The 23,673-nt window shown below is 74.4% G+C and carries 21 protein-coding genes; 2 read left to right on the forward strand and 19 right to left on the reverse strand.

Translation table 11 applies throughout. The annotated features are described in order from the left end of the window. Positions 1-18: 18 nt before the first annotated feature. From HEP81_RS39570 to HEP81_RS39645, 16 genes are all read right to left on the reverse strand, one after another. A complete protein-coding gene (locus HEP81_RS39570) occupies positions 19-1,629 on the reverse strand; it encodes a class I adenylate-forming enzyme family protein (RefSeq protein ID WP_037659218.1) in 1,611 nt (536 codons plus the stop codon). Positions 1,630-1,943: 314 nt separating this feature from the next. Then, positions 1,944-2,903 (reverse strand): MBL fold metallo-hydrolase, encoded by a 960-nt coding sequence (locus HEP81_RS39575; protein ID WP_011113147.1) that lies wholly within the window; start codon positions 2,901-2,903, stop codon positions 1,944-1,946. Between the two features lie 40 nt (positions 2,904-2,943). Next, positions 2,944-3,207: an acyl carrier protein gene (locus HEP81_RS39580; protein WP_011113148.1), complete on the reverse strand. Its 264-nt coding sequence runs from the start codon at positions 3,205-3,207 to the stop codon at positions 2,944-2,946. A gap of 55 nt (positions 3,208-3,262) precedes the next feature. Then, positions 3,263-4,513, reverse strand: a complete 1,251-nt coding sequence (locus HEP81_RS39585) for a beta-ketoacyl synthase N-terminal-like domain-containing protein (RefSeq protein ID WP_011113149.1) — start codon at positions 4,511-4,513, stop codon at positions 3,263-3,265. Next, entirely contained in the window at positions 4,510-5,775 is a 1,266-nt protein-coding gene (locus HEP81_RS39590) for a beta-ketoacyl-[acyl-carrier-protein] synthase family protein (protein ID WP_037659220.1), read from the reverse strand. The genes HEP81_RS39585 and HEP81_RS39590 overlap by 4 nt, the downstream gene beginning before the upstream one ends. Beyond that, entirely contained in the window at positions 5,772-6,584 is an 813-nt protein-coding gene (locus tag HEP81_RS39595) for a thioesterase II family protein (RefSeq protein WP_011113151.1), read from the reverse strand. The genes HEP81_RS39590 and HEP81_RS39595 overlap by 4 nt, the downstream gene beginning before the upstream one ends. A gap of 119 nt (positions 6,585-6,703) precedes the next feature. Further along, positions 6,704-7,525, reverse strand: coding sequence for an AfsR/SARP family transcriptional regulator (locus tag HEP81_RS39600; protein WP_011113152.1), 822 nt, complete (start codon positions 7,523-7,525; stop codon positions 6,704-6,706). Between the two features lie 455 nt (positions 7,526-7,980). Beyond that, on the reverse strand, positions 7,981-8,814 hold the full coding sequence (locus HEP81_RS39605; protein ID WP_037659224.1) for a 4'-phosphopantetheinyl transferase family protein: 834 nt from the start codon (positions 8,812-8,814) through the stop codon (positions 7,981-7,983). 82 nt (positions 8,815-8,896) lie between these two features. Further along, positions 8,897-9,640 carry an acyl carrier protein gene (locus HEP81_RS39610; RefSeq protein WP_051850396.1) on the reverse strand — a complete coding sequence of 248 codons (744 nt, stop codon included), beginning with the start codon at positions 9,638-9,640 and terminating at the stop codon, positions 8,897-8,899. A gap of 92 nt (positions 9,641-9,732) precedes the next feature. Then, on the reverse strand, positions 9,733-10,374 hold the full coding sequence (locus HEP81_RS39615; RefSeq protein WP_051850397.1) for a ScbR family autoregulator-binding transcription factor: 642 nt from the start codon (positions 10,372-10,374) through the stop codon (positions 9,733-9,735). A gap of 70 nt (positions 10,375-10,444) precedes the next feature. Beyond that, positions 10,445-11,275 carry an AfsR/SARP family transcriptional regulator gene (locus HEP81_RS39620; RefSeq protein WP_011113156.1) on the reverse strand — a complete coding sequence of 277 codons (831 nt, stop codon included), beginning with the start codon at positions 11,273-11,275 and terminating at the stop codon, positions 10,445-10,447. Between the two features lie 263 nt (positions 11,276-11,538). Continuing rightward, the gene (locus HEP81_RS39625) at positions 11,539-14,850 is read right to left on the reverse strand and encodes a condensation domain-containing protein (protein ID WP_051850398.1); all 3,312 of its coding nucleotides are present in this window, start codon (positions 14,848-14,850) and stop codon (positions 11,539-11,541) included. A 172-nt stretch (positions 14,851-15,022) separates the two neighbouring features. Further along, complete coding sequence (locus HEP81_RS39630; protein WP_037659227.1) at positions 15,023-16,057, reverse strand: alpha-ketoacid dehydrogenase subunit beta; 1,035 nt, start codon at positions 16,055-16,057, stop codon at positions 15,023-15,025. Between the two features lie 31 nt (positions 16,058-16,088). Next, on the reverse strand, positions 16,089-17,069 hold the full coding sequence (locus tag HEP81_RS39635) for a thiamine pyrophosphate-dependent dehydrogenase E1 component subunit alpha (RefSeq protein WP_244312116.1): 981 nt from the start codon (positions 17,067-17,069) through the stop codon (positions 16,089-16,091). A gap of 10 nt (positions 17,070-17,079) precedes the next feature. After that, complete coding sequence (locus HEP81_RS39640; protein WP_063755258.1) at positions 17,080-17,766, reverse strand: ScbR family autoregulator-binding transcription factor; 687 nt, start codon at positions 17,764-17,766, stop codon at positions 17,080-17,082. A gap of 482 nt (positions 17,767-18,248) precedes the next feature. Next, positions 18,249-18,464 carry an acyl-CoA carboxylase subunit epsilon gene (locus HEP81_RS39645; protein WP_037659234.1) on the reverse strand — a complete coding sequence of 72 codons (216 nt, stop codon included), beginning with the start codon at positions 18,462-18,464 and terminating at the stop codon, positions 18,249-18,251. Between the two features lie 104 nt (positions 18,465-18,568). On the opposite strand from HEP81_RS39645, the gene HEP81_RS39650 reads away from it, so the two are divergent. After that, positions 18,569-19,333 carry an SDR family oxidoreductase gene (locus HEP81_RS39650; RefSeq protein ID WP_037659236.1) on the forward strand — a complete coding sequence of 255 codons (765 nt, stop codon included), beginning with the start codon at positions 18,569-18,571 and terminating at the stop codon, positions 19,331-19,333. Between the two features lie 140 nt (positions 19,334-19,473). Here HEP81_RS39650 and HEP81_RS39655 read toward each other — a convergent pair whose 3' ends face one another. The 3 genes from HEP81_RS39655 to HEP81_RS39665 all read right to left on the reverse strand — a co-directional run bounded on the left by HEP81_RS39655 (position 19,474) and on the right by HEP81_RS39665 (position 22,343). Further along, positions 19,474-20,142 (reverse strand): ScbR family autoregulator-binding transcription factor, encoded by a 669-nt coding sequence (locus HEP81_RS39655; protein WP_011113163.1) that lies wholly within the window; start codon positions 20,140-20,142, stop codon positions 19,474-19,476. Positions 20,143-20,361: 219 nt separating this feature from the next. Continuing rightward, positions 20,362-21,102 carry an HAD family hydrolase gene (locus tag HEP81_RS39660; RefSeq protein WP_011113164.1) on the reverse strand — a complete coding sequence of 247 codons (741 nt, stop codon included), beginning with the start codon at positions 21,100-21,102 and terminating at the stop codon, positions 20,362-20,364. Next, entirely contained in the window at positions 21,099-22,343 is a 1,245-nt protein-coding gene (locus HEP81_RS39665; protein WP_011113165.1) for a cytochrome P450 family protein, read from the reverse strand. Before HEP81_RS39665 ends, HEP81_RS39660 begins: the two co-directional genes overlap by 4 nt. A 272-nt stretch (positions 22,344-22,615) precedes the next feature. Between HEP81_RS39665 and HEP81_RS39670 the strand changes: the two genes are divergently transcribed. Beyond that, positions 22,616-23,611 (forward strand): ScbA/BarX family gamma-butyrolactone biosynthesis protein, encoded by a 996-nt coding sequence (locus HEP81_RS39670; RefSeq protein ID WP_011113166.1) that lies wholly within the window; start codon positions 22,616-22,618, stop codon positions 23,609-23,611. The last annotated feature ends 62 nt before the right edge of the window (positions 23,612-23,673 follow it).

The following is a 23,673-nucleotide window of genomic DNA, read 5'->3' on the forward strand; positions in this document are numbered from 1 at the left end:
AGGCGGGCGGCCGGCCGGTCATACGGCGGCTCGGCGTCTCAACTCGTTGCGCACGAGCCGGCGCTGGGGTTTGCCGGTGGGCGTGCGCGGCACCGCGTCGATCGCCTCGGCGAACCGGATCCGCTCCCAGGGGGCGAGGTGTTCGTTGGCCCGTGCGGTGATCGAGTCGAGGATGCCGGCGCCCGGCCGGGTGTCCGCCGCCGTGGGCTCGTGCCCGGCGCCGGCGGCCAGGACGACGCCCGCCCAGACCGCCGCTCCGTGCTCGGGGTCGGGCCAGTCGGCCACGACGCAGTCGGCGACGCGCGAATCCTGCCGGACGATGTCCTCGACGCGGCTCGGCGCGACGATCTCGTTGTCGTGCTTGAACACGTCGCACAGACGGTCCACCAGCCGCAGGGCGCCGCCGGCGTCGAGCAGGCCGACGTCACCGGTGGCGAACCAGCCGTCCGCGTCGATCCGCTCCTCGTGTCCGCCGTCGAGGTAGCCGGCCATCAACTGCGGCCCCCGCACCTGGACTTCCCCGATCGCCCCGGTGCCGACGGGATGGCGGGTGGCCAGGTCGACGAGCCGGCACTCGGTGCCGGGCACCACGGCGCCGACCAGTCCGGGCCGGTAGCCGTCGGGCTGCTGGCAGTGCGTGAGCGGGGAGAGTTCGGCCATGCCGTAGCCCTGGATGACGGGCACGCCGAGCCGTTCGCGCAGGATGCCGGCCGCCCGCGGGGACAGTGCCGAGCCGCCGGACAGCACGGCGGTCAGCCGCGGTCCGGGACGCACCGCGCCGGTGAGCCGCTCGTCCTCGGCGAGGGCGTGCAGCCGGGCGGGCAGCCCGTAGTAGTGGGTGGCGCCGGCCGCGGCGGCGACCGCGAGGGAGGCGATGGGGTCGGGGTCCGGGCACAGCACCTGGCAGGCACCGGCGTAGACACCGGAGTTGAGGTGCATCACGTGGTAGAGCGGCAGATGGTTCACGGTGACCGAGTCGGCGCCGACGCGGTGCGCGAGCGCCACCTGCTTGGCGTTGGCGACCAGGTTGCGGTGGGTCAGGAGCACGCCCTTGGGGCGGCCGGTGGTCCCGGTGGTGAACTGCACACAGGCGACGGTGTCCGGATCGGCCGGGGCGGCGGCCGTGCGCGGCGGCCGGACCGGGGTGCGCTCCGGGGCGGCGTCCACGGCCTGGTGCAGGGGCACGGTGCCGTCGGGGACCACGCCGCCGGGGGCGTCCGTGACGATGATCGCGCGCAGTGCGGGCAGGTCGGCGCGGAGCTTGGCCAGCAGGCCGGCGGTGGCCGCGGGCACGAGCGCGAGTTCCACCCGTGCCGTGGTGAAGACGTGCCGCAGAGCGTCCTCGCCGGCGAGCGGGTTGACGAGGACGGTGACGGCGCCGCTGCGGGCCGTGCCGTAGTAGGCGGCGGCGAAGACGGGGTCGAGGACGTTGGCCACGCCCACGCGGGCGCCCGCGGCTCCGTCGAGCGTGCGGTGCAGGAAGCCGGCGATCCGGTCGGCCCACGCGTCGAGTTCGGCGAAGCCGACGGACCGGGTCGCGGTGCGGACGGCGACCCGGTCCGGCGCGCGCCGCGCCGCTCGCCGCAGCAGTCCGTCGACGGGGAGATCGGGGTATGCGAAGTTCGGCAACGCTCGTTCTCCTCCTGGTCCGGTCCGGCGGGTGAGAGCCGCCGGCTGTCCTCACCGTCCGCCGGAGCGCTAGAGGAACCTTCGAAGAGTGGTCGATCAGCACCGCAGAACGTGTCGGCGTCCCGTGGAGGACCGGGGCCGCCGACAAGGGGCCGCCGCGCGGGAGGGGGTACGGCTGTGAACGCGGTCGGCGTGGTGACCCGCCCCCGGCGGTCGCGCCCGCGCGGGGCGCACGCACAGGAAGCAGGGGCCCGCCCCTCCCTCCCCGGCCGACCCCGCCCAAGCGGTGCGGGGACCGGGCGGGGCGGTCGTGGTCAGGCGTGGCAGGCCGGCAGGCCGCCGTGGTGGTCGCTCATCTCCCGGAACAGGGCGGGGATGTCGAGCGGGTCGCCGGGGGCGGCCCCGAGCGCCTCGGCGTAGGCGCGGTGCAGATTGGGCACGAGGCGCTCGGCGTCGAGCAGGTCCGCGTACGGGCCCGGCCCGGCCTCCCGTGCCGTCTGGAGCGGGGTGAGGCCGGCCGCGATGCCCTCGGCCGCGAGGCGCTGGAGCCTGCGCAGATAGCCCTCGTTGGCGTCGAGCAGTTCCGGGCCGCCGACCGGGCCGTGCCCCGGTACGACGGTGACGGCGTCCAGGGCGCGCAGCCGCGCGAGGGCCGCCAGCGACCCGGACACCGACCCCATCGGGCAGAACGGCGTGACGCCCGACATCACCAGGTCCCCGGCGAACACCACCCGTGGTCCGGGCAGCCATACGGCGGTGTCGCCGGTGGTGTGCGCGGGCCCGGTGTGCAGCAGCCGCGCCTCGTGCGCGCCCACGTGGAGGGTCATCCGGTCCCGGTAGGTGACGGCGGGCACGACGACCTCCAGATCGCCCCAGCACACGTCGGGCCACAGGCCCGTCAGGTGCGTCCCGGCCGCGGCGGCCTCCTCGCGGGCCCGCTCGTGGCCGACGACGAGGGCTTCGGGGAAGACGAAGTTGCCGAAGGTGTGGTCGCCGTGGAAGTGCGTGTTGACCAGGAGCCGCGGCGGCCGGCCGGCCCGGCGCAGGACGCGCTCCCTCAGCGCGCGGGCCCGCGCCTCGGTGGCCACGGTGTCGATCAGGAGGCTCTCGCCGTCCGCCACGACGAGCCCGGCGTTGTTCAGGCACCAGCCGCCGTCGTGCTGCACATAGGCGTGGACGCCATCGGCGACCTCGGTGAAGCGGCCGGCGGTGGGGGCGTGGTCCGGCGCGGCGGAACCCGCCGCCGGGCGCCGGGTGGCCGACGGGACGGTCACGGTCGTCTCCTTGGTGGATCGGGGCACCGCCGGGCGCCGGTCAGGCCGCGGCACGGGCGGCCAGCGCCCCGTTGACGAGGTCGAGGTACTGGCGCGGCGTCTGTGCCTCGGCCAGCGCCTCCTCGTCGAGCACCACGTCGTGGTCGCGCTCGATGACGCCGGTGACCTGCAAAAGCGCCAGGGAGTCGTAGCCCAGGTCCAGGAACAGGGTGTCCAGGGCGCCCTCGTCCAGCACGGCCCCCTCGTCGCCGCCCGCCGCCTCGCGCAGCAGGTCGGCGAGTTCGCTCCGGTCGAACCGTTCCATGGTGTTCCCCTCTTCCTCGGTTTCCTGGATTTCCTGGTGCCGTGCCGCAAGTGCGTCAGCGCGCCGCGCGGACGACCGTCGCCGCGTTGAAGCCGCCGCGGCCCCTGGCCAGGACCAGGGCATGGCGCAGCCGGGCCGGGCGCGGGGCGCCGCGCACCAGGTCCACGGGGCAGTCGCCGGCCACCCGGACGGCGCCGGCCGTCGGCGGGATCACCTGGTCGCGCAGGGCGCACAGGGCGGCCGCCAGATCGAGCGCGGAACCTCCCGCGCCCAGCCGCCCGGTCAGCGACTTGGGCGCGGTGACCGCCACCCCGTACGGGCCGAACAGCTCGGCGAGCGCTCGGGCCTCGGCCCGGTCGGCGTCCCGCTCGCCGGCCGCGTCGGCGAAGACCACGTCCACGTCCGCGGGGCCGATCCGGGCGTCGGCCAGGGCGAGCCGGGCCGCGGCGAGCAGCCGCGGCGGGCCGGCGCCGGGCGCCGGGTCGAACGTGGCGGCGCAGCCCTCGACCGTGCCGAGCACGGCGGCGCCGCGGGCGCGGGCCGCGCCGGCCTCCTCCAGCACCAGCAGGGCGCCGCCCTCTCCGGCCACATGCCCGCACGCGTCGGCGTCGAAGGGCAGGTAGGCGCGTTCGGCGTCGTCGCGTGTGCTCATGCCGCCCGCCGCCAGCAGCGCGGTCCAGCCCCACGGGCACACGGCGGAGTCGAAGCCGCCGGTGAGCACCGCGCGCACACCGGCGCGCAGTCGGCGGCGGGCCTGCGCGACGGCGTCCAGGCCGCCCGCCTGCTCGCTGACGACGACGCCGCTCGGCCCGCGCAGCCCGTGCCGGATGGAGATCTGGCCCGAGTTGGCGGCGTAGAACCAGGCGAACGACTGATAGGCGCCGACGTGCCGGCGGCCCTTGCTCCACAGCGCCTGCAGTTCGCGCTGGCCGAACTCGAAGCCGCCCGTGGAGTTGGCGGTGACGACACCCATGGCGTAGTCGGGCAGGTCCCGCGGCTCCAGGCCCGCGTCGTCCAGTGCCTCGGCGGCGGCGGCCAGCGACAGCCGCGTCACCCGGTCGGTCTGCGGCAGCAGCTTCGCCGGTACGTGGTCCTCGTCGGCGAAGCCCGTGACCTCTCCGGCGAGCGTCGCCGGGTAGCCGGAGGCGTCGAAGCGGGTGACGGGGCCGAGGGCGGTTTCGCCGCGCAGCATCGCCTCCCACCAGGACCGCACGCCGATGCCGCCGGGGGCGACGACGCCGAGCCCGGTGACGGCCGCGCCGCGCCGCCGCGTCAGGCCGGTGCTCCCGTTCGCCGCGGCGGTCACGCGGCCGCCCCCGTGTGCCGGCTGGTGAGCACCATCGCGCTCTGGAAGCCGCCGAAGCCGCTGCCGACGCTGAGCACCGTGTCGGTGCGCTGCTCGCGTGCGGTCAGCGGCGTGTAGTCGAGGTCGCAGGCCGGGTCGGCCTCGTGCAGGTTGGCGGTGGGCGGCACCGTGTCATGGGCGATGGCCAGCGCGCTGGCGGCGATTTCGAGCGCGCCGATGGCGCCGAGCGAGTGCCCGATCATCGACTTGACGGAGCTGACCGGCACCCGGTGGGCGTGCTGCCCGAGGCTCGCCTTGAACGCGGCCGTCTCGTGCCGGTCGTTCTGCTTGGTCCCCGAACCGTGGGCGTTGACGTAGTGGACGTCCGCGGGGTTCAGGCGGGCCTCGTCCAGGGCGACCCGGATGGCCTCGGCCATCTCCCCGCCGTCCGGGCGCAGTCCGGTCATGTGATAGGCGTTGGAGCGGGTGGCGAACCCGCTCACCTCCGCGTAGATGCGGGCGCCGCGCCGTACCGCCCGGTCGTGCTCCTCCAGGACGAGCACCGCGCTGCCCTCGCCGAGCACGAACCCGTCGCGGGTGCGGTCGTAGGGGCGGGAGGCGGTCTCGGGCTCGTCGTTGCGCGCCGAGGTGGCGCGGATGGCGTCGAACGAGGCGAGGGTGATGGGGGTGATGGGGGCTTCCGCGCCGCCCGCCACCATGATGTCGGCGCTGCCCTCGCGGATCAGCTCGGTCGCGTGGCCGAGCGCGTCGAGTCCCGAGGTGCAGCCCGTGGACACGACGGCGACCGAGCCCAGCGCGCCGCTGTCGCGGGCGACCTCGGCGGCGACCGAGCTGGGCACGAGGTAGTCCCCGAGCCGGGCCTCGGCCCGTGCGGGATCCAGCAGCCAGCGGCTGCCCGACTCGCTGACGTGTGCGTAGGTCTCGTCGAGGCCGCTGCTGCATCCGACCGCGGTGCCCAGGCTCACCCCGGTGCGCTCCCCCTCGGCGGCGAGCACGAGCCCGCTGTCGGCGACCGCCTCCCGCGCCGCGACCAGGGCGAACTGCGCGACGCGGTCCAGGCGGCGCGCCTCGTCGGGGGCGAAACCGTGCCCGGCGGGGTCGAAGTCGGCCTCGGCGGCGATCCGGGAGCGGAACGAGGAGGCGTCGAAGAGGGTGATACGGCGGGTGGCGGTACGCCCCTCGGTCAGCAGCGCCCAGAAGTCCGCGGTGCCGACGCCGCCCGGCGCGACCACCCCGATCCCGGTGATGACGACCCGTCTCATCGGCTTCCCCCCATGTCACTCGGCTCCCTGTGCGGTGGCGTACCGGTCGGGCCGCGGCGGTCCGCGGCAGGCGCGAGGCGCCGTACGACCCGGCTCGCCCGCCCGATCAGACGCGGCAGTGCGCGGCCCCGTACGAAGAAGTGGTCGCCCGGCACCGTGCGCAGGGCGAAGGGGCCGGTGGTCCAGCGCCGCCACGGCGCCATCGACTCCGGCGGGGCCAGCGGGTCGCTGCGGCCGGCCACGGCCAGCACCGGCACGTCGAGCGGTCCGTGCGGTGACGGCCGGCGGGCGGCGGTGCGCAGCGCGTCGGCGAGCTGGAGATCGGCGCGGAGCACGGGCAGCACGAGCCGGTGCCACACCCCGCCGGGCTCCGCGCCCGCCGGGAGGGGCCGGGCGCCGCCGAGCAGCCGCAGCAGGTCCTCGTCCGGGGCCCGGCGGGCGTCCGGCAGGTCCGACGCCGCGTCCGGCGGCGGGCAGGCGCCCACCACCAGCAGCGCGGGGGCGGGCAGGCCCGCTTCGCGCAGGGCGCGGGCGAGCGTGTAGGCGATCAGCGCACCGAGGCTGTGCCCGTAGATCAGGTACGGGGCGGATCCGGCGCCGCCTTCCCCGGTGAAGTGGCCCATCGTCTCGGCGAGCAGGGCCTCGGGTGCGGTGACGCGCGGCTCGCGGCGCCGGCCGTCACGGCCGGGCAGCAGATGGGGCACGGGCTGCGCGCCGGGGCCGAGGTCGCGGCGCCAGCCGGCGAAGGCGGAGACGCCCGCCCCGGCATGCGCGAAGCAGTGGACCCGCAGCGGCCGTTCGTCGGGCATACGGCGTCCTCCTCGGGGCGTGCGCACCGCACCGGCGGGGGGCGGTGCGCGATCGTGGGCCCCCGGTCGCGGGCCTCGGACCGCGAGACTGCCAGGGGCCTCTCGACCGCCGCTCGGACTCAGGCCGCGTACAGGTTGAAGGTGGAGCCGCGGCGCGGGCCGCTGAGCACGTCGAGGGCCGGGTCCACCGCGAGCATCGCCTGGTGCAGGCGCTGGAGCTGGGGCGAGGGTTCGACGCCGAGTTCCTCGACGAGCCTGATCCGCAGCCTGCGGTAGACGTCGAGGGCGGTGGCCTGGCGCCCCGAGCGGTACAGGGCCACCATCGCCTGCGAGTGCAGCCCCTCGTGCTGCGGGTGACGAGCCATCAGATCTGTGAGCTCGGCGATCAGTTCGGCGTGCCGGCCGAGCCGCAGATCGGCGTCGATACGGCGCTCGACGGTGACGAGGCGGCTCTCCTCCAGGCGCAGCACCTCGATCTCCAGGATCGGCCCGGTGCTCACGTCCACCAGAGCGGCGCCCTCCCACAGCGCGAGCGCGTCGCGGAACTGCGCGGCGGCCCGCTCGTCGTCGCCCTTCTCGAACGACGCCTGCCCCGCGGCGGCCCGCTGCTCGTACAGGTGCACGTCGACGCACTCGGGCGGCACTTGCAGCAGATAGCCGCCGTGCCGGGTGGCGAGCACCTCCTTGGCGTTGCCGGGCGAGTCGGGGCCCATCGCGGTGCCGAGGCGGCGGCGTAGCTGCAATATGTAGGTTTGCAGCGTGGTCATCGCGCTGCGGGGCATGTTGCTGCCCCAGATCTCCTCCATGAGCGTGGTCACGGGTACGACCCGCCCCGGATAGAACGACAGCAGCGCGAGGATCTGCCTCGGCTTGCCGGCGGTCGGAACGATGGACACCCCGTTGACGTCGGCGCTCAACGGGCCCAGAACCTGGATCTTCACGGCTTCCTCCCATACCCGGACGAGTCCGCGGTGGTGCGAGACCACCGGCGCGTCTGCACCGTAGCCGCGTTCTCCCGTCCGGCTCCGGTATCTCCACCGCCGTTCGAGCCCCACTCCAAGCGGAAGCGGCGCTCCCCCGCCCGGTCCGGCGAACCACCGCCTGCACTCCGGGGAACGGCCTGCTCCAGCCGCCGGGGGAAACCCGTCGCCACGACCACCGCCCGCGCGTTTCTCCACCAGCACCCGAGCGCGCCCGCGCCCGCCACGGCCCCCTGTACGCCACCGTGACGGCGTGCCCCCTGTCCGCCACCGTGACCGCGCGGTGCCGTACGGGCCACGGCCGGCTGCTCCCCCGCGGGCGTCTCAAACGGCCCCGAGGAGCCCCCACGCGCGTCCGCCCGCAAGGGTCCGCGCCATCCGGAAGGCGCGCCCGCGTGCGGTGCGGCCGGGCGGGGTCAGCAGAGGGCTTCGACCGGCTGGGGCAGGATCAGCCGGCGCGGCGCCTGCCGGCTCCAGGGGAAGCCGCGGTGCACTTCCAGTACGGTCTCCTCGTCGGAGCCCGTCATGACGGCGACGGCGACGAGCACACCGGGTTCCGGCTCCAGCTCCGCGAAGCGCCACCGCTCCGGGGGTTCGCCGTCCGGCGGCCTGAAGCCGCGCACGCCCCGGTCCGGGGCGAGCGTGAAGGCGAAGGAGTCGAACGGAAGCCCGAGTCCGAGGCCGCGTGCCTTGGCGTACGCCTCCTTCAGCGTCCACAGCCGCAGCGTCCTGCGGTCGCGGGCCCGGCCCGGTGCCGCCGCGGTCACCCAGGCGGTCTCCTCGGGCGCGAAGCTCTCCACGATGGCCTCGAAGCCCCGGTCGTCCCGGTCGAGCCGTTCCACGTCGACGCCGATGCGGTGACGGCGCACCACGCCGAGCAGGTTGTACCCGTCGGTGTGCGACAGGTTGAAGTCCAGCTCCCGGCCGCCGCGCGGCAGTCCTTCCACGGGCTTGCGCAGGAACGGCCTGCCGCGCGAGGAACGCCAGAGCACGGCCTCCGCCTCGGGTATGCCGCTCTCCAGCGCCAGGACCCGGCGGACGAGCGCGTGCGCCGCCAGGTACTGGCGCCGGTCACGGTCGAACAGGAAGCGCCCGGCGGTCTGCTGCTCCTGCTCGTCCAGCCAGTGGCGTGCGAGGTCCGCGGCGAGTCGCGGGTCCAGCGCGTCGTTGGGGCAGAACCACAGCTTGACGGGCGCCTCGGGGTGCGGCGCCGCATGCTGCGGACGGCCCGCCGCTGCGGGAGACGTCATCCGGCCGGCTCACTCCCGCGGCCGAGGACACCGCCCTCGCGTCGGACGCGTACGCCGTTGCGGTGCATGTCCGTCCGCCGCCTCAGTCCCGCCGGGGCAGCAGGGCGAGAGCCTGCTCCACGCTGACCTGGCCGTCGCGCACCGCGTCGAGCAGCGCCTCCACCGGCATCGGCGCCTGCGCCGGCGCCGCGACCGGGCCGGGTCCGGCGGGCAGCTGCGCGCCGATGTGGGCGGCCAGCGCCGTGAGGTTCGGGTGGTCGTACAGGACGGCCGCGCGCTCGCGCAGCCCGTAGACGAGGTTGACCACGGAGATGAACTCGGCGCCCAGCGCGGTGTCCACGCCGAGGGCGGAGAAGGGCTCGGCGGTACCGATCTCCCACGGGTCGCAGCACAGGATGCGCGCGATCTCCTCGCGCAGGACGTCGAGGACGGGCGGCGCGGGCACCGGGCCGGGGAACTCCGCCGCGAGGTTCACGGACGGGGCCGCGGACGGCAGCGGCGCCGCGGCCGCGCGGAGGGACACCTGCGGCATCTCGGCCGGCGCCGCCCCCGTCTCGCGCGCCACGTACCCGGCGAAGTCCGCCGGCGTCGGGTGGTCGACGAGCGCGGCGGGCTTGATCGCGGTGCCGTAGTGCGCGTTGACGGTGGCCACGTACTCCACGGCGAGCAGCGAGTCGACCCCGCACACGCGGAAGGTCTGCGCGGGGTCGATCTTCTCGGGCTTCAGACGCAGTACGTCGGCGAGCATGCGCACCACCTGGCCGAGCACGCCGGTGTCGTGGGCGGCGGGCGCCGTGGTGCGGGCGCTGGGTCGTCGAGCGGGCATGGCGGGGCTCCAATGGTCCTGGGTGGGATGGGGGCGGTGCCCTCGCCGGCCGGGCGCGGGCGGCTGCGGCCCGGCCGCGAGGACCGCGCGCATCACGCGGCGCCGGCCAGGTCGCCGGGCGGGGCGGGAGCGTGGGTGCGGTACCGGGCGGCCTCGTCCTGCGATACGAGCACGGTGAGCAGCAGGTCCCACAACGCGGTGAGCCGCCGGTCGAGTTCCCCGGCGGGCAGCGCCCCGGCCACGGCCGCGAGCCCGCACACCGTCGTCCACAGCAGCGCTGCCGCGCCCTCGCCCCGGCCCGCGGCCCGCAGGGCGCCCGCCTCACCGGCCCGGCGCAGCAGCCGCAGCACCTCGTGGTCCCATGCCCGGTACAGGCCGGTGGCCGGGGGGTCGCCGTCCATGCGGTCCTGGGCGATCCGCACTCCCGCGCCGACCAGCGGATCCTCGCGCAGCGCGCGGATCAGCCAGTGCGTCATGTCGATGAGGATCTGCACGGGCGGGGCGCCGTGCTCCTCCCGTTCGCGCAGGAAGCCGACGAGCCGCGCACCGCCTTCCCGCTGCACCGCTTCGGCGAGCACCTCCTTGGAGGCGAAGTGGAAGTACAGCGCCCCTTTCGTCAGGCCCGCGTCCGCCGCGATCCGATCCAGGGTGGCGCCGGCGTATCCGTGCCGGCCGAACTGGCGCCCGCCCGCCTGGATCAGGCTGCGCCGGGTCCGTTCCGATCTGGTCTGCATCGCCGTTCACCTCTCCCGAGTCCCTTAGTGCACAGGCCCCTTCGACGGGCCGCCGGTCATCTGAGGACCGTCAGCCGACCCGGTGCAGCCGCTCACGCTCGGCGACCGGCTGCGCGGCGACGGGCTCCGGGTGGGCCATCAGCATCGACTGCTGGAGCCGGCGCACCCCCGCGGACGGTTCGAGTCCCGTCTCCCGTACGAGAGTCGACCGCAGCCGGTGGTAGACGTCGAGCGCCTCGCTGCGGCGCCCCGAGCGGTGCAGCGCGAGCATGAACTGGGCGTGCAGGTTCTCGTGCGTGCGGTAGCGGCTGACCAGGACGCTCAGTTCGCCGAGCAGCTCCCGGTGCCGGCCGAGCCGCAGATCGGCTTCGATGCGCTGGTCGAGTGCGCACAGCCGGGTCTCCTCCAGCCGCCTGGCCTGCATCTCCAGCTGGGGTCCCGCTTGTACGTCGCACAGCGCGGAGTCGGTCCACAGCGCGAGGGCCTCGCCCAGCTCTCGGGCCGCGCGCGGGAAGTCGGCGGCGTCCATGGCCCGGTAGCCGAGCCCGGCGAGCCGTTCGAACTCGCGGACATCGCTGGTGCCGCCGAAGGTGTGCAGCACATATCCGCCGGGGGCGGTGGCGAGCACGTCCTTCGGCGTACGCGGCGGGGCGTCCTGCGGGTCCTGCTCCAGCGCCTTCGCGATCATCTCGCGCAGCTGGAGTATGTAGGTCTGGAGGGTGGTCCGCGCGCTGCGCGGCGGCCGGTCGCCCCAGAGTTCGTCGATGAGCGAGGCGATCGGCACGACCTGGTCGGCGTGGAGCGCCAGCAGGGCCAGCACCTGCCGTGGCTTCGGCGCCCGCGGCGTCACCGAGACGTCGTTCTCCTTGACGGCCAACGTGCCCAGTACGTCGATGTCCACGCCTTTTCCCCCTCTTGGTTCCGCATCCGGCTCGTCGAGTTAAAAGCAGGACGCTCGCCCTGTCAATATCAAACCGACCAAGCTGTTTTGTATGGACCGATGGATCTTGCTTCTCAAGGGAGGGAGCAGAGTGGGGCAGAAGCTCTGAAAAGCCGCACAACTCGACGACGACAAGGGGAGGTCGACGCACTGTCAGCCTCAACCCCGCAGGAAAACCAACTACTCGGTCTGTGTTCGACTCGTTCAAGCGTCTTTCAAGACGCTCACGACCGGCTCTGGTGCGGGCTTCCACGATCCCGCGCGCCGGGCCGCCGGGCCGCCTCCGCCAGCAGCCGCGCCAGATCGTCCACCGCCTGATCGCCACCGCCGCCGGTCAGGACGGCCGTCGCCGGGTGGCTCCCGTCCGCCGCGAGCAGACGGGCCGTCCGGCAGGCGGCGGCTCCCCCGCCCGAGAGGGCCACGAGGAGCAGCCGCTGTCCCGCGCCGGCCAGCGGGCGCAGCACCCCGCGCCAGGCTTGGGGCCCCTGCTGCTCCGGATGCAGCAGGATCACCGTCTCCGGCCCCCCGTACCGCGCGGCCAGCCGGGCGTACCAGGATCCGGGGACGCCCGGCGAGGGCAGCAGGCAGACGACGCCGGCCGTCCCCTGACGCAGGGTCACGAAGGCGGGCCGGGCGCCCGCCGTGACCGGCAGTTCCTCCAGCAGCACGGAGATGGGCGTGGTCCCGTCGGCCGCGCGGGGCAGTTCACGCAGCAGTTCGGCGCAGTCGGCCAGCAGCCCGGCGCCGCCGTCCGCGAGGCGGGCCCGGTCGTGGACCAGGGACAGCACCAGGCCGCCGGCCGCGTCGCGGTGGGCGGCGAGGGTGACCGGGAAGGCGTTCGCGGCACCCGTCGTCTCGGGGAAGCCGAGACGGATGCCCTGGGCGGCGAACAGGGGCTCGAACCGGTGCAGCGGGTCCATCCCGCTCTCGAAGACGAGCAGGCTCCCGGCGGTGCGCTCGGCCCCGGCGGCCCCGTCCGGCGCCGTGCCGGCCCAGCCGCGGATCTGACCGGCCGAGACCCACTCGTACGACGAGATGTCGATGGCCTGGTCGCGCAGCGCGGCCAGCAGCTCGGGCACGGTGGCCGCGGGGTCGACCTCGACCGAGACGGGCAGCGGATTGCGCAGGGCACCGGGCAGGCGCTCCACGCCCTCCAGCGGGATGCCCCGCCCGGAGACCGCGACGCTGAAGCGCACGGGCAGCGAGCCGTCCGTACCGGCGGCCCGGTACAGGAGGAGCGCCCAGGCGGCCTGGAGCGCTCCGCTCTCCGTGGCTCCCCACCGGGCGGCCCACGCGTCGAGGCGGGCGGCCTCGGCGGAGCCGAGCCGCACGCGCGCCCGCCCGGTCCCCGCCTCCCGGCCCGCGGCGGCGGGGACGGCACAGGCCGGCGACGTCGCCGCCGCCGTCGTGGGGCGGGGCGCGGACCGCAGCCAGAAGTCCCGCGCGGGAGCGAGGTCCCGTGCCTCGATCCAGCGGGCGTAGTCGCGTACGTCGGGACGCCGGTCGCCGCCCGGCAGCGCGCCGTCCGCGAGATAGGCGCGGCAGAACTCCGCCACGAGCAGGCGCACGCTCCAGGTGTCCAGCAGCGCCAGATGGTAGGTCAGCAGCACCCGTGTGGAGCGCGGGGCCGCACCGCCGTCCCCCGGACCGTCGAACAGCGTGATCCGCACCGGCCCCGGAGAGCGCGGATCGAGCCCGCGGAGCCGGTCGCGGGCGAGGTCGTCGGAGTGGTCCGCACCCCGGTACGGCAGCCGCGCCACCTGCGGCACGACCCGGTCGTGGATGGTGATCGCGGGGTCGGAGCCGTGGTCGAAGGCGGCCCGCAGGACAGCTTCCCGGTCGAAGACGGACTGCCAGGCGGCCGTGAACCGGGCGACGTCCAGCGGGCCGTGCCAGACCCAGCCGAGCTGTTCGATCTGCCGTCCGCTGCCGGGGTGCGCGTCGGCGTCGGCCAGGATCTCGCGCTGCAGCGGGCTGGCGGCGACGGTGGTGGTCGTGGCGGGCGCGGTGCCGGTGCTCCCGGCCAGCTCCCCGAGGACGCCGTGCAGGAGGTCCAGGAGCCGGGCGGCGGACTCCTCGGTGACGCCGTCGCGGGCGGCGGGCAGCCAGTCGAGCCCGACGCACAGCCGGCCGCCGCGAAGGCGCGCGCCGGCGTCCAGCGCGTACCCGGCGGCGGTGCCCGGCGGCCGTCCGGCCGCACGGACCCGCGTGTCCGGGGTGAAGCGCACCGGGACCGGTACGGGTTCGCGCAGGGCGAGCCGGAGCGCCGCGTCGGGGGCGTGTTCCCGGCACGCGCCGAACGCGCCGCGTCCCACGGCGCCGAGGCTCGCGGCGACCCTGCCGACGAACTGGTGCGCGCTCTCGCCGCGGCCGCCCGCGAGCAGCACCGGCTCGGTCTCGGCGAGCACCCCCACCGTCCGGGCGAGCGCCGGTCCGCCCTGGCGCCCGTCGACGCACACGTCGAAGGAGGCGCACTCGGTGCCCCGCCAGCGGATCAGGGCCAACCCCATGGCGCCGGTGAGCAGTTGGGCCGGGGTGAGGCCGAAGCGGCGCGGCAGGGCGCCGGTCAGCCGCCGGGTGGCCGCACGGCCCAGGACGAAGCCGGGATGGCGGCGCGGTCCAGTGTCCGGCAGCGGGGCGCGGGGGCGTAGTGCGCGGGTGGCGGCGCGCCCCTCGGCGACGGTGCGCCAGTGCTCGGTCTCGCGGGCGTCGGAGGCCACCGCGGGCTGCGCGGCGGCCCAGTCCGGGTACCGCACCTCCTCGGCCGGGAGTTCCTCCTCGGGCCGGGCCAGCGCGGCCCGCAGATCGGCCATGAGGATGTCCAGCGATGCCTCGTCGGCGACGAGTTCGTGGGCGACCAGCACGAGCCTGCGCCGCTTGCGCAGCAGCAGGGCGCGCAGCGTGGCCCCGGTCGCCGGGTCCAGCAGCCGGGCCGCGTCGGCGACGGCCTCCCACTCGCGGGCGCGCGGGACGTCACGGCTGTCCGTGCGCCCGGCCGCGTATCCGAGCGGCACCGTGCGCATGCCGCCGCCCGCCGTGGCCCCGATCCGGGCGCCGAGCAGCGGGTGCGCCCGGACCACGGCCCGCAGGGCGGCGTCCACGGCGGCCGGGTCGAGCGGCTCGGCGGTGTTCAGCGCGCGGAAGCGGTGGTGGTCCGGGGCGTCCCCGGCCCGCCGGACCAGGTCGAGCTGGGCCGGCGCGAGCGGGACGGCCGGCCGGTCGCGGGCGGTGAGCAGGTCCGCGACCAGCCCGGCCGGGAAGGCGTCGGGGCACTCGTACGAGTCGCCGGCGGGCGGCTCGATGTGCAGCAGGTGATGGTCGGGGCCGAGCCGTCGCAGGCTGTGCCGCCAGGGCCGGCCGCCGGGCAGACGCGTGGCGACGTGGTCAAGCACGGCCGCCACCCGGCCGGCCGCCAGCGGGCCCCGGATCTCCAGCGCGGGCGGGGCACCGGACGGCGTCCGCTCGGGACCGATGACCACGGTCATCGGCGCGTCGGGGCGGCGTTCGGCAATGGCACGGCCGTCGTACATCGGCATCCGGGGCGAGGCCCCTCCCCCTCCTCACGTGCACAACTCTGGCAGCGAAACGGATTCGCCCTGCTCAGCACGGTAGCGGCGGGTACGCGAGGCGCCGGATTCCTCCAGCGTTCCTGAAGCGCTCCGCATGCGACTCTCAGCCGGGCCTGCCTCGGCGGCACCGCACGGGGGGTCAGTAGGGGCCGGCGAATCCGGCCATGACGTTCCGTATCCGCGGCACGGCACCGCCGGCCACTCCCAGGACCTCCAGGCAGGCCCGGACCACGGTCTCCGCGCCGGGGTTGAACGCGTTCTCCAGGGGCCAGGACACGGGCGCGGGACAGTCCGGCGGTGTCACCCGGCGCACGGGCGCCTTCAGGGCGCCGGGCACGTTCTCCGCCACGACCGCGGCCACCTCGGCGGTGAAGCCGTAGCGCGCCCAGCTGGTGTCCGCCACGACGAGGTGCCCCGTCTTCGCGACGGACGCGCAGATCAGGGCGTCGTCCAGCGGCCGGATGCTGCGGACGTCCACGACCTCGGCGCTGATGCCCCGAGCCGCGAGGACGCCGGCGGCACGTTCGGCCTCGTGCACCATGAGGGACGCGGCGACGATCGTCACGTCGTCGCCCGCGCGGACGACCCGGCCCTTGCCGAACGGTACGGCGACGGGCTCGGACGGCACCTCGCCCCGGAGGTCGTACAGTCCGCGGTTCTCCAGCAGGACGACCGGTGTGTCGCCCTGGAGGGCGGTGACCAGCAGGCCCTTGGCGTCCGCCGGGCTGGCCGGGGTGGCGACGTGCAGGCCGGGGAAGTGCCCGAAGAGGGACTGCAGACTCTGCGAATGGGTGGCGCCCTGCCCCCAGCCGCGGCCGACGACACCACGGGAGACGACGGGCACGCCCCGCTTGCCGCCGTACATGTAGCGCCACTTGGCGGCCAGGTTGATGAGGGCGTCCATGGCCAGGAACATGAAGTCGTCGCGCGTGTGGACGAGCAGCGGGCGCAGGCCGATGGTGGCCGCGCCGATCGCGATGCCGGCGAAGGCGTTCTCCCCGTTGGGGATGTCGATCACTCTGGCGCTGCCGAAGCGGGCGAATGCCTCGCCGGTGGTGCCGTACACCCCTTTGTAGTCGTCGACGCTCTGGCCGGCCAGGACGATGGCCGGGTCGGCCTCCATGCACTGGACCGTGGCCTCGCTGATGGCCTGGCTGTAGGTGAGGGACCTCATTGCTGCGCTTCCTCCTTCGGACCGGCGCCCGTCAGCCGGCGTGTGTGCCGCGGTCGCCGTAGGTGCCGACGAGCAGGTCCTCGACACGGGGAAATGGGGCTGCCTCGGCCGCCGCGATCGCGGCGTGCGTCTCCGCGCGGAACTCCCGCTCCCAGGCGGTGATCCACTCGTCCACGTCCGGGTCGGCACCGCGCAGGGCGTCGGCGGCCCGGCGGATGGGACAGCGTTTCGTCCAGGACAGCACCTCGTCCGGGCGGCGGGCGCCGCACTCGTGGTCCCAGCCGGGGCCGACGTGCTCACGCCACCGGTAGGTGTCCAGTTCCAGGAAATAGGGGCCAGTGCCCGAACGGCAGTGCTCGACGGCCGTCACCGCGGCGGCGTGGACCGCCGCGACGTCGTTGCCGTCGACGCGGGCCGCCGGGATGCCGTAGCCGCGGGCCCGCCCGCTGATGCTCGTGCCGGGGGGCTGGCGCGCGGCCAGTGGCGAGGAGAGCGAGTACTGGTTGTTCTCGCACACGTAGACCACCGGGAGCCGGTGCAGCGCGGCGAAGTTCAGCGATTCGTGGAAGACGCCCTCCTCGGAGGCGCCGTCGCCGAAGAAGGTGACGGCCACCCTGGGCGCCTCCTGCCGGGCGAACGCCCAGGCCGCCCCGGTGGCCACGGAGATCATCTCGCCGAGGATCGCGGAGGAGGCACCGAACCCGGCGGCCTCGTCGACGAGGTGCACCGAGCCGCCGCGGCCCGCGGCACAGCCGGTCTCCCGGCCGTACAGCTCGGCCACCATGGCGCCAAGACCGCCCCCCTTGGCGAGGTAGTGGGCGTGGCAGCGGTGGCCGCTGTAGACGACGTCCTCGGTGCGCAGTGCGGCGCACACCCCGACGGCCACGGCCTCCTGGCCGATGGACAGATGGACGGGGGTGCGCATCTGCTGTTCGTCGCGGTAGACGTCGGCGATCTCTTCCTCGATGCACCGGATGCGGACCATGCTGCGCAGCAACTGCCTTGTTTCCACAGGGGGTTCCTCACTGTCGGGCTGGATCCTGCCGGGGCGCGGCCGCCGTCGGCCGCCTCGCGCCCGACCGGCCTCGGTGCGCCTGCTCGCGGGATCGGGGCCGGACCCGGATCCGGCCGGGCTCGGCGGCGATCGAGGCGAGGAGCAGTTCCCAGAACGCGGCGATCCGCCGCTCCGCGAGCCACCGCGGATCGCCCACGGCGAGCACCCGGAGGCCCACGGCCACCGCCACGACCGCCTTCGCGGCGTCGCCCGGCGAGACACCGGGAGCCAACTGGCCCTCCGCCTTGGCCCGGTGCAGCGTCTGGTCGACCCACTCGTGCCAGACGTGCAGCATCCGGGCCTCGGGGCCGAGCGCGTGCTGCGAACCCAGCTCGAAACCGGCGCGTACGACGATGTCGTCCAGGAAGCTGCCCAGCAGTCCGTAGGTCGCGTCGACGACGGCCTGGAGCGCACCCGTCTCTGCGCCGTGCACGGGCTGGACGAGCCTGCGGACCGCGTCGGCGGCCTGGTCCTCCACCGCTCGGGCGAGCGCCTTCTTGTTCTCGAAGTGGAAGTGCAGCGCGCCGTTGCTGACACCGGCCCGTTTGCTGATCGCCGCGAGGGACGACGGCACGTACCCCTCTTCCGCGAACACCGCGGCGGCGGCCCGGAGCAACGACGTTCTCGTGCGAACCGCACGTTCCTGCATGGCCATTCGAGTTCTCCTGCGGCCGGCGAGCGACGACGACGTGGCTCGGGCGCTGTGGTGGTGCGTGCGGTGGGTGTGGGTCATCGGGGCGGATCGCCGTGCGTGCGGGACGGCAGGTCCGCGGGCTGCTCCGCCGCCCCGGCGCTCCGGCGCCGGAAGACGACGCCCGCGGCGCCCGTCGCGGCGGTCTCGCGTACGGGTGCGGTGCGCGCGCCGGTGGCCTCGCGGTACGCGTGCCGCGGCGGCCTGTCCGGCCGTCGTCCCCGCCGGTGACCGCTCCGTCCCGCGCGTCGGCGTCCGGGTTCCGCCCCCTGGGACCGGGCATCGGTGGACGTTCCGGACCACGCCCGCTCCACCATCGACACGCCAGTTCCTTCCGTCCGTCCGTACCCGTGCGCGGACACCGACCTCGCGAGGCTAGCAAACCGTCCATGCGGTTTAAAGTGAGCACGCGGCACTGCCGCCCCGGATGTACGGGCCGTGCGGGTTCAGCGCCAGCTGTGGGGCGCCCGGTACACCCGGCGCGTGTCCCAGCCGGACCTGGGGGCGGCCCCTGGGCGCTCGGACCGGCGCGCGGACCGGCGGCCGGCGAGGTCTGCCAGCCGGGACAGCAACGTCACGGTGACCGCGGCGAGTTCCTCACTGGTGGCCTGCCCCCGCTCCACCCGCAGCACCGCCCGCGGGTGCCCTGGACCATTGCCCATGGTGGCCTCCTCACCTTTGCGACCACGCTGGTGCCGGAAGATCGAGAATGGCTCGGGCACCGCTCGACAAGAGGCGGCGCAAGGACACCATCAGAGGGAACGACATGGGTACGCTGGCAGGCAAGACGGCCCTGGTCACAGGGGCGGGACGGGGCATAGGCCGGGGCATCGCCCGTCGCCTGGCGGCGGACGGCGCGCTGGTCGCCGTCCACTACCGGGCCGACGAGACCGCGGCACGCGAGACCGTCGCGATGATCACGGACAGCGGTGGTCGCGCCGTCATGGTGCACGCCCCGCTCGGCGTGCCCGACGACGCGCGGCACCTGTACGAGCGATTCGACGCGGCGCTGAGGGAGCAGGGCGCGGAACCGGCCCTCGACATCCTGGTCAACAACGCGGGGACCAACACACGGGGCTCGGTGTCCGATGTGACGCCGCCGGACTTCGACGAGCTGATGGCCCTGCACGCCAAGGCGCCGCTTTTCCTCGTCCAGCACGCGCTGGGCCGGCTGCGCGACGGCGGACGGATCGTCAACATCAGTTCCGCCGCGACCAGGGTGGCCCTTCCCGAGTCCATCGCCTACTGCATGGCGAAGGCGGCCGTCGAGGCCATGACTCGCGCGCTGGCCAAGGACCTGGGCCGGCGCGGCATCACGGTGAACGCCGTGGCGCCCGGATTCGTGAAGACGGACATGAACGCCGGGCGCTGGGCCACACCCGAGGGCGAGGCCGCGCACGCGGCCCTCTCGGTCTTCCGGCGCATGGGAGAGACCGCGGACATCGCCGACATCGTCGCCTTCCTCGCCTCGGACGACTCCCGGTGGATCACCGGTCAGTGCCTGGACGCCTCGGGCGGCGGGGGCCTGTAGGACCTCCGCAAGGATGTGGGCAAGGGCCTCGGCAAAGACCCTGGACAAGGGCTGATCGGCGCCCTGATCCGCCGGGCGCGCCGCCCATGACCCGGTCCCCCGGTCGGGTTCCCCGGTCCGGGGCGCCGGCGGCCGGCGGTTCAGCTCGACAGCGAGGCCAGCCCGTCCGGCTGCGCCGCCATCGCCTCCAGCTCGGCGACGACGCGGGCCCCCCGGTCCGGGGCGGTGTCCAGCCGCACCAGCACCGAGGGCACCGCCACGGCCGGGAGGACGTGCCGGAACAGCGCGGAGGCACGCTGCTCGATGTCCGCCCAGTTCGTCTGCAACTGGGAGAGGAGCTGGATGCCGTGGAAGGAGCCGAGGACGCATTCGGCGGTCTCGGCCGGCTCGATGTGGCCCAGGACCTCCCCGTTCCGCTTCGCCTGCTCAAGGAGCGAGGCCGAGAAGGCGATCCAGGTGGGGAAGGCGCTGCCGTGCTGCTCGCTCCCGGTGTGCTCCGCCGAGAGCCGGGCGCCCGCGCGCAGCACGGGGTCCCGCGGCAGCTGGTGCGCCAGCGTCATGCCCGCGTCCACCCATTCCTGGAGCTTGAGCTGCTGCGGAACGAGCTGCTGCGGCACCTGGGCCTCCAGGATGCCGCGGGCAAGCGCTTCCTTGGAGGGAAAGTGGAAGTACAGGGCGCCCTTGGTCAGGCCGGCCACCTTGAGAATGTCCGCCACGGTCGCGGCGGCGTACCCGTGCTCGGCGAATACCGTGGCTGCCGCTTCGAGAACCGCGCGGCGGGTCCGGATCGCCCGTTCCTGCTGTGCCACGGAACACCTCCTGCGTACCTGTTGGGTTCGGCCCACCCGAGGGGAGGAAAAAGAAACCGCCTGCGACGAATCTTACAGACCCTCGAACCGGCCCCCTTACCGGAAGTAGGGGGAAAGCCCGGACTTCGCCGGGCACCTGTCCTGCGGAAGGGGTCGGCAAACAGCGCGGACGGCGTGATTCCGGATACTCTCCGGCGACCGGCCCGCAGGCCGCGCCCGTCAGCCGCCGGTGACGGGGTGGTCGAACCCCGCTCCGGTTCCCCCGGCGCCGGGACCCGCGCGGTGAACGGCGGCGGCCTCCGCGTCGAGGGCGTGCAGCAGCCGCTCGTCGATCGCGTCGAGGGAGCGCACCACGTGCCGTACCCCCGCCCGGCGCATCGCCTCCGCCTGGAAGCCGTGCGCGAAGGGGCTCGGATGTCCGATGAAGGCCGCGCCCAGCGAGCGCGCGGTCTCGGCGACGCGGGCCACGTCGTCGATGAACAGCGCCTGGTCGAAACGGACCCCGACGATGTCGCGGGTGATCTCCTTGACACCGGGCCGGAAGCCGTCGGTGCACACATAGCCGGGTGCGTCGAAGTACCCGGCGAGGCCGCCCAGGTGCCGGTCGAAGTGCGACCGGTCGAGCCCTCCGTAGCAGACCACCGTCACGCCCAGGTCCCGGAGCCGGGCGAGCAGCCGCTGCGCGCCGTCGAGGACCCGGACCGGGTGGTCCCGGAGGTAGGCCTCCCGCTCCGCGAAATAGGCCGCCAGCAGTTCCTCGGGGCTCGCCTGCCAGCCGCAGCCGGCCGCCGCGGCGGCTGCCGCGGTCCGCTGCGGCTGGGAGAACAGAGCGCGTTCCAGTTCGGCGGTGTAGCGGCCGCCCCGGCCGACCACGAAGCGGTGGATGACCGGGCTGAACGTGTCGTTCAGGAGCACCCCGTCGATGTTCACCGCGACCAGCCGCAGATGCCGTGCCGTCATGCCGCGGCTCCGGGCACCAGCACGACCGGCAGTGCGACATGCCCGCTGGAGATGAAGGACTCGCGCACCGCGAGTTCCGCCTCCGGCACCGCCGCCGCCATCCGGGGATAGCGCGCGAACAGCGACTCCAGGGCGATCGAGACCTCCAGCCGGGCCAGCGGCCGGCCGACGCAGTGGTGGACGCCGTAACCGAAGGGGACGTGGTCCCGGCGGCTCGGCCGGGCCACGTCGAACTGGTCGGCGTCCGCGCCGTGCCGGTGCGGGCAGCGGGCTGCCGCGGCCAGGGAGAGCAGGATGGGATCGCCCTTCGGGATCGTGACCCCGCCGACCTCGATGTCCTCGACCGCGAAACGGAACGGGACATTGGCGACGACGGGTTGATGGCGCAGCGTTTCGTCGATGACGCTGTCCCAGGTGGCCTCGCCGCCGAGGACCAGCGCCAGTTGGGCGGGGTGGGTGATCAGCCCGTGCACGGCCTGGTCGATGAGATTGACGGTGGTCTCCGTACCCGCGCCGATAAGCAGCAGCAGGGTGTCGACGAGCTCCTTCTCGCTCAGCCCCTCTCCCCCGTCCTCGTCCCGCGCCGCTATCAGTTCGCTGGTGAGGTCGGTGCCGGGGGCGCTGCGCCGGGCGGCCACCAGTTCCGTCAGCAGTGCGTACAGCTCGTACTGGTTGGCACGGGCCTCCTCGGGCTCGGCTGTCGTCTTGAACAGCACGTCGACCATGCGCTGGAGGTCGGCGTGGAGGTCCTCCGGCAGCCCCAGCGTCTCGCCCATGACGAGCACCGACAGGGGGCGGGCGAACTCGTTGCGCACGTCGACGGCCGCACCGGGGGGCACCGCGGCCAGGCCGTCCAGCAGCCGCGCGGTGATCCGCTCCACCCGCGGCCGCAGGTCGGCGGTGCGGCGCGCGGTGAACGCGCCGGCCACCAGGCGGCGCAGCCGGGCGTGTTCCTCGCCGTACGCGGTCAGCATGTTGCGCACCGACACCCACATGGACATCTGCCAGGACTCGTCCACCTCCCCGCCGGCCCAGGCCGGCCAGTGCCGGTAGGCGTCCTTCGAGGCGCGCGAGTCGGTCAGCAGCTGCTTGATCAGGTCGAGGTCCGTCACCGCCCACGCCGAGACACCCCCCGGCAGCACCACCCGTACGACCGGGCCGCGCTCCCGCAGCCGTGCCGCCTCCCCCGGCAGGTCACGGCCGGCCGAATCGATGACGTAGGGCGCTTCCTGACGAAGCATCACTGCCTCCTGTGGGTCGTTCATAGGGCCGACGAGCGACTGCCAGCCCCAGGACAGTAAACCGGGTAGCTGGTTTTTAACAACGGCCGATAAGGCCGGTTTTCAGATATTCACCCATGAATTAACCGGAGCCGAAGCGCCGTTCAGCCGCCCGGAGGTGCCGGGAACGACGGCCGGTCGGGAGCCCTCCGCCGCCAACCCATTGAAAATCAAACCGGATAGTATGTATCTTTGGCCGCACGCTTTCGTTCACCTCAGGCGGGGAGAGGTCCATGAATGTGCACGCATTTCGCAAGCAGGACGGCGACAGCATCCGGTCGGACCGTGACACGCGACTGTCGCCGGGCGACACGTCCTGGCTGACCCCACTCACCACGACAGTTCCGCGGGAGTACGTGCACCGGGCCTCACTGGCCGAGGTCTTCCTGACCAGGTGCACCAGGATCCACGAGACGCGGTTCCTCCTCACCGGTCAGTGGCCGCGCGCACACACCTTCTTCCTCAGCCCCGACGGTCGGCGGCACGACCCGATGCAGATAGCGGAGACGATGCGCCAGGTCGGTCTGCACCTCGCGCACGCGGAGTTCGACGTGCCGCTGGGCCACCACTTCATCATGTGGGACATGTCCTTCGTCAGCCGCGTCGAGCACCTGGGCGTCGGACGGACACCCACCGATCTCGACGTGGAGGCGACCTGCGTCGACGTCGTGCGCAGGCGGGGCAAGCTCGTCGAGTTCCGCCTGGTCATCACCATCGAGCGGGACGGTCACCTCGTCGCGAACGGCGGCGGACGCTTCACGTGCATCACCGAGGCGATGTACCGGCGGCTGCGCCGCTCCGCGCCCGCCACCACCGCCCACCAGGCCGCATCGCACCAGCCCGCCCCCCTCCCGCCGTCCGACTTCGGCAGGACGGCGCCCAGGGACGTGGTGCTCGCGCCGGGCGGGGCGCCCAATCGCTGGCGGCTCAACGCGGACACGAGCCACCCCATCCTCTTCGACCACGAGGGCGACCACGTGCCCGGAATGGTCCTCCTCGAATCCGCCCGGCAGGCCGCCTGCGCCCTGCTCCCACCGGGCTCCACGCTGATCCCCGCCACGGTCTCCACCGAGTTCAGGCGGTACGTGGAGTTCACCAGCCCGTGCTGGATCGAGGCGTCCGGGCTGGCGGTCACGGGATCGGGAACGTTCCACGCCCTGATCACCGGGCGGCAGGACGACGACGAGGTCTTCACCGCCCGGATCTCGGGCCCCGTGGTCCAGGACTGAGTGCCGGCACGGGAACGGGCAACGGAGATGACGGTGGGCTTCGCGCCCTCGCCGGTACGCCG

The organism is Streptomyces griseofuscus (assembly GCF_014673495.1).
Taxonomy (GTDB): Bacteria; Actinomycetota; Actinomycetes; order Streptomycetales; family Streptomycetaceae; genus Streptomyces; species Streptomyces murinus.

What these genes read in the sequence shown, in the direction of transcription:
- HEP81_RS39580 (WP_011113148.1), bottom strand. Translation starts at nt 3,207, where the DNA reads ATGGAACGGTTCGACCGGAGCGAACTCGCCGACCTGCTGCGCGAGGCG.
- HEP81_RS39590 (WP_037659220.1), bottom strand. Translation starts at nt 5,775, where the DNA reads ATGAGACGGGTCGTCATCACCGGGATCGGGGTGGTCGCGCCGGGCGGC.
- HEP81_RS39595 (WP_011113151.1), bottom strand. Translation starts at nt 6,584, where the DNA reads ATGCCCGACGAACGGCCGCTGCGGGTCCACTGCTTCGCGCATGCCGGG.
- HEP81_RS39605 (WP_037659224.1), bottom strand. Translation starts at nt 8,814, where the DNA reads ATGACGTCTCCCGCAGCGGCGGGCCGTCCGCAGCATGCGGCGCCGCAC.
- HEP81_RS39610 (WP_051850396.1), bottom strand. Translation starts at nt 9,640, where the DNA reads ATGCCCGCTCGACGACCCAGCGCCCGCACCACGGCGCCCGCCGCCCAC.
- HEP81_RS39615 (WP_051850397.1), bottom strand. Translation starts at nt 10,374, where the DNA reads ATGCAGACCAGATCGGAACGGACCCGGCGCAGCCTGATCCAGGCGGGC.
- HEP81_RS39625 (WP_051850398.1), bottom strand. Translation starts at nt 14,850, where the DNA reads ATGCCGATGTACGACGGCCGTGCCATTGCCGAACGCCGCCCCGACGCG.
- HEP81_RS39630 (WP_037659227.1), bottom strand. Translation starts at nt 16,057, where the DNA reads ATGAGGTCCCTCACCTACAGCCAGGCCATCAGCGAGGCCACGGTCCAG.
- HEP81_RS39640 (WP_063755258.1), bottom strand. Translation starts at nt 17,766, where the DNA reads ATGGCCATGCAGGAACGTGCGGTTCGCACGAGAACGTCGTTGCTCCGG.
- HEP81_RS39645 (WP_037659234.1), bottom strand. Translation starts at nt 18,464, where the DNA reads ATGGGCAATGGTCCAGGGCACCCGCGGGCGGTGCTGCGGGTGGAGCGG.
- HEP81_RS39650 (WP_037659236.1), top strand. Translation starts at nt 18,569, where the DNA reads ATGGGTACGCTGGCAGGCAAGACGGCCCTGGTCACAGGGGCGGGACGG.
- HEP81_RS39660 (WP_011113164.1), bottom strand. Translation starts at nt 21,102, where the DNA reads ATGACGGCACGGCATCTGCGGCTGGTCGCGGTGAACATCGACGGGGTG.
- HEP81_RS39665 (WP_011113165.1), bottom strand. Translation starts at nt 22,343, where the DNA reads ATGCTTCGTCAGGAAGCGCCCTACGTCATCGATTCGGCCGGCCGTGAC.
- HEP81_RS39670 (WP_011113166.1), top strand. Translation starts at nt 22,616, where the DNA reads ATGAATGTGCACGCATTTCGCAAGCAGGACGGCGACAGCATCCGGTCG.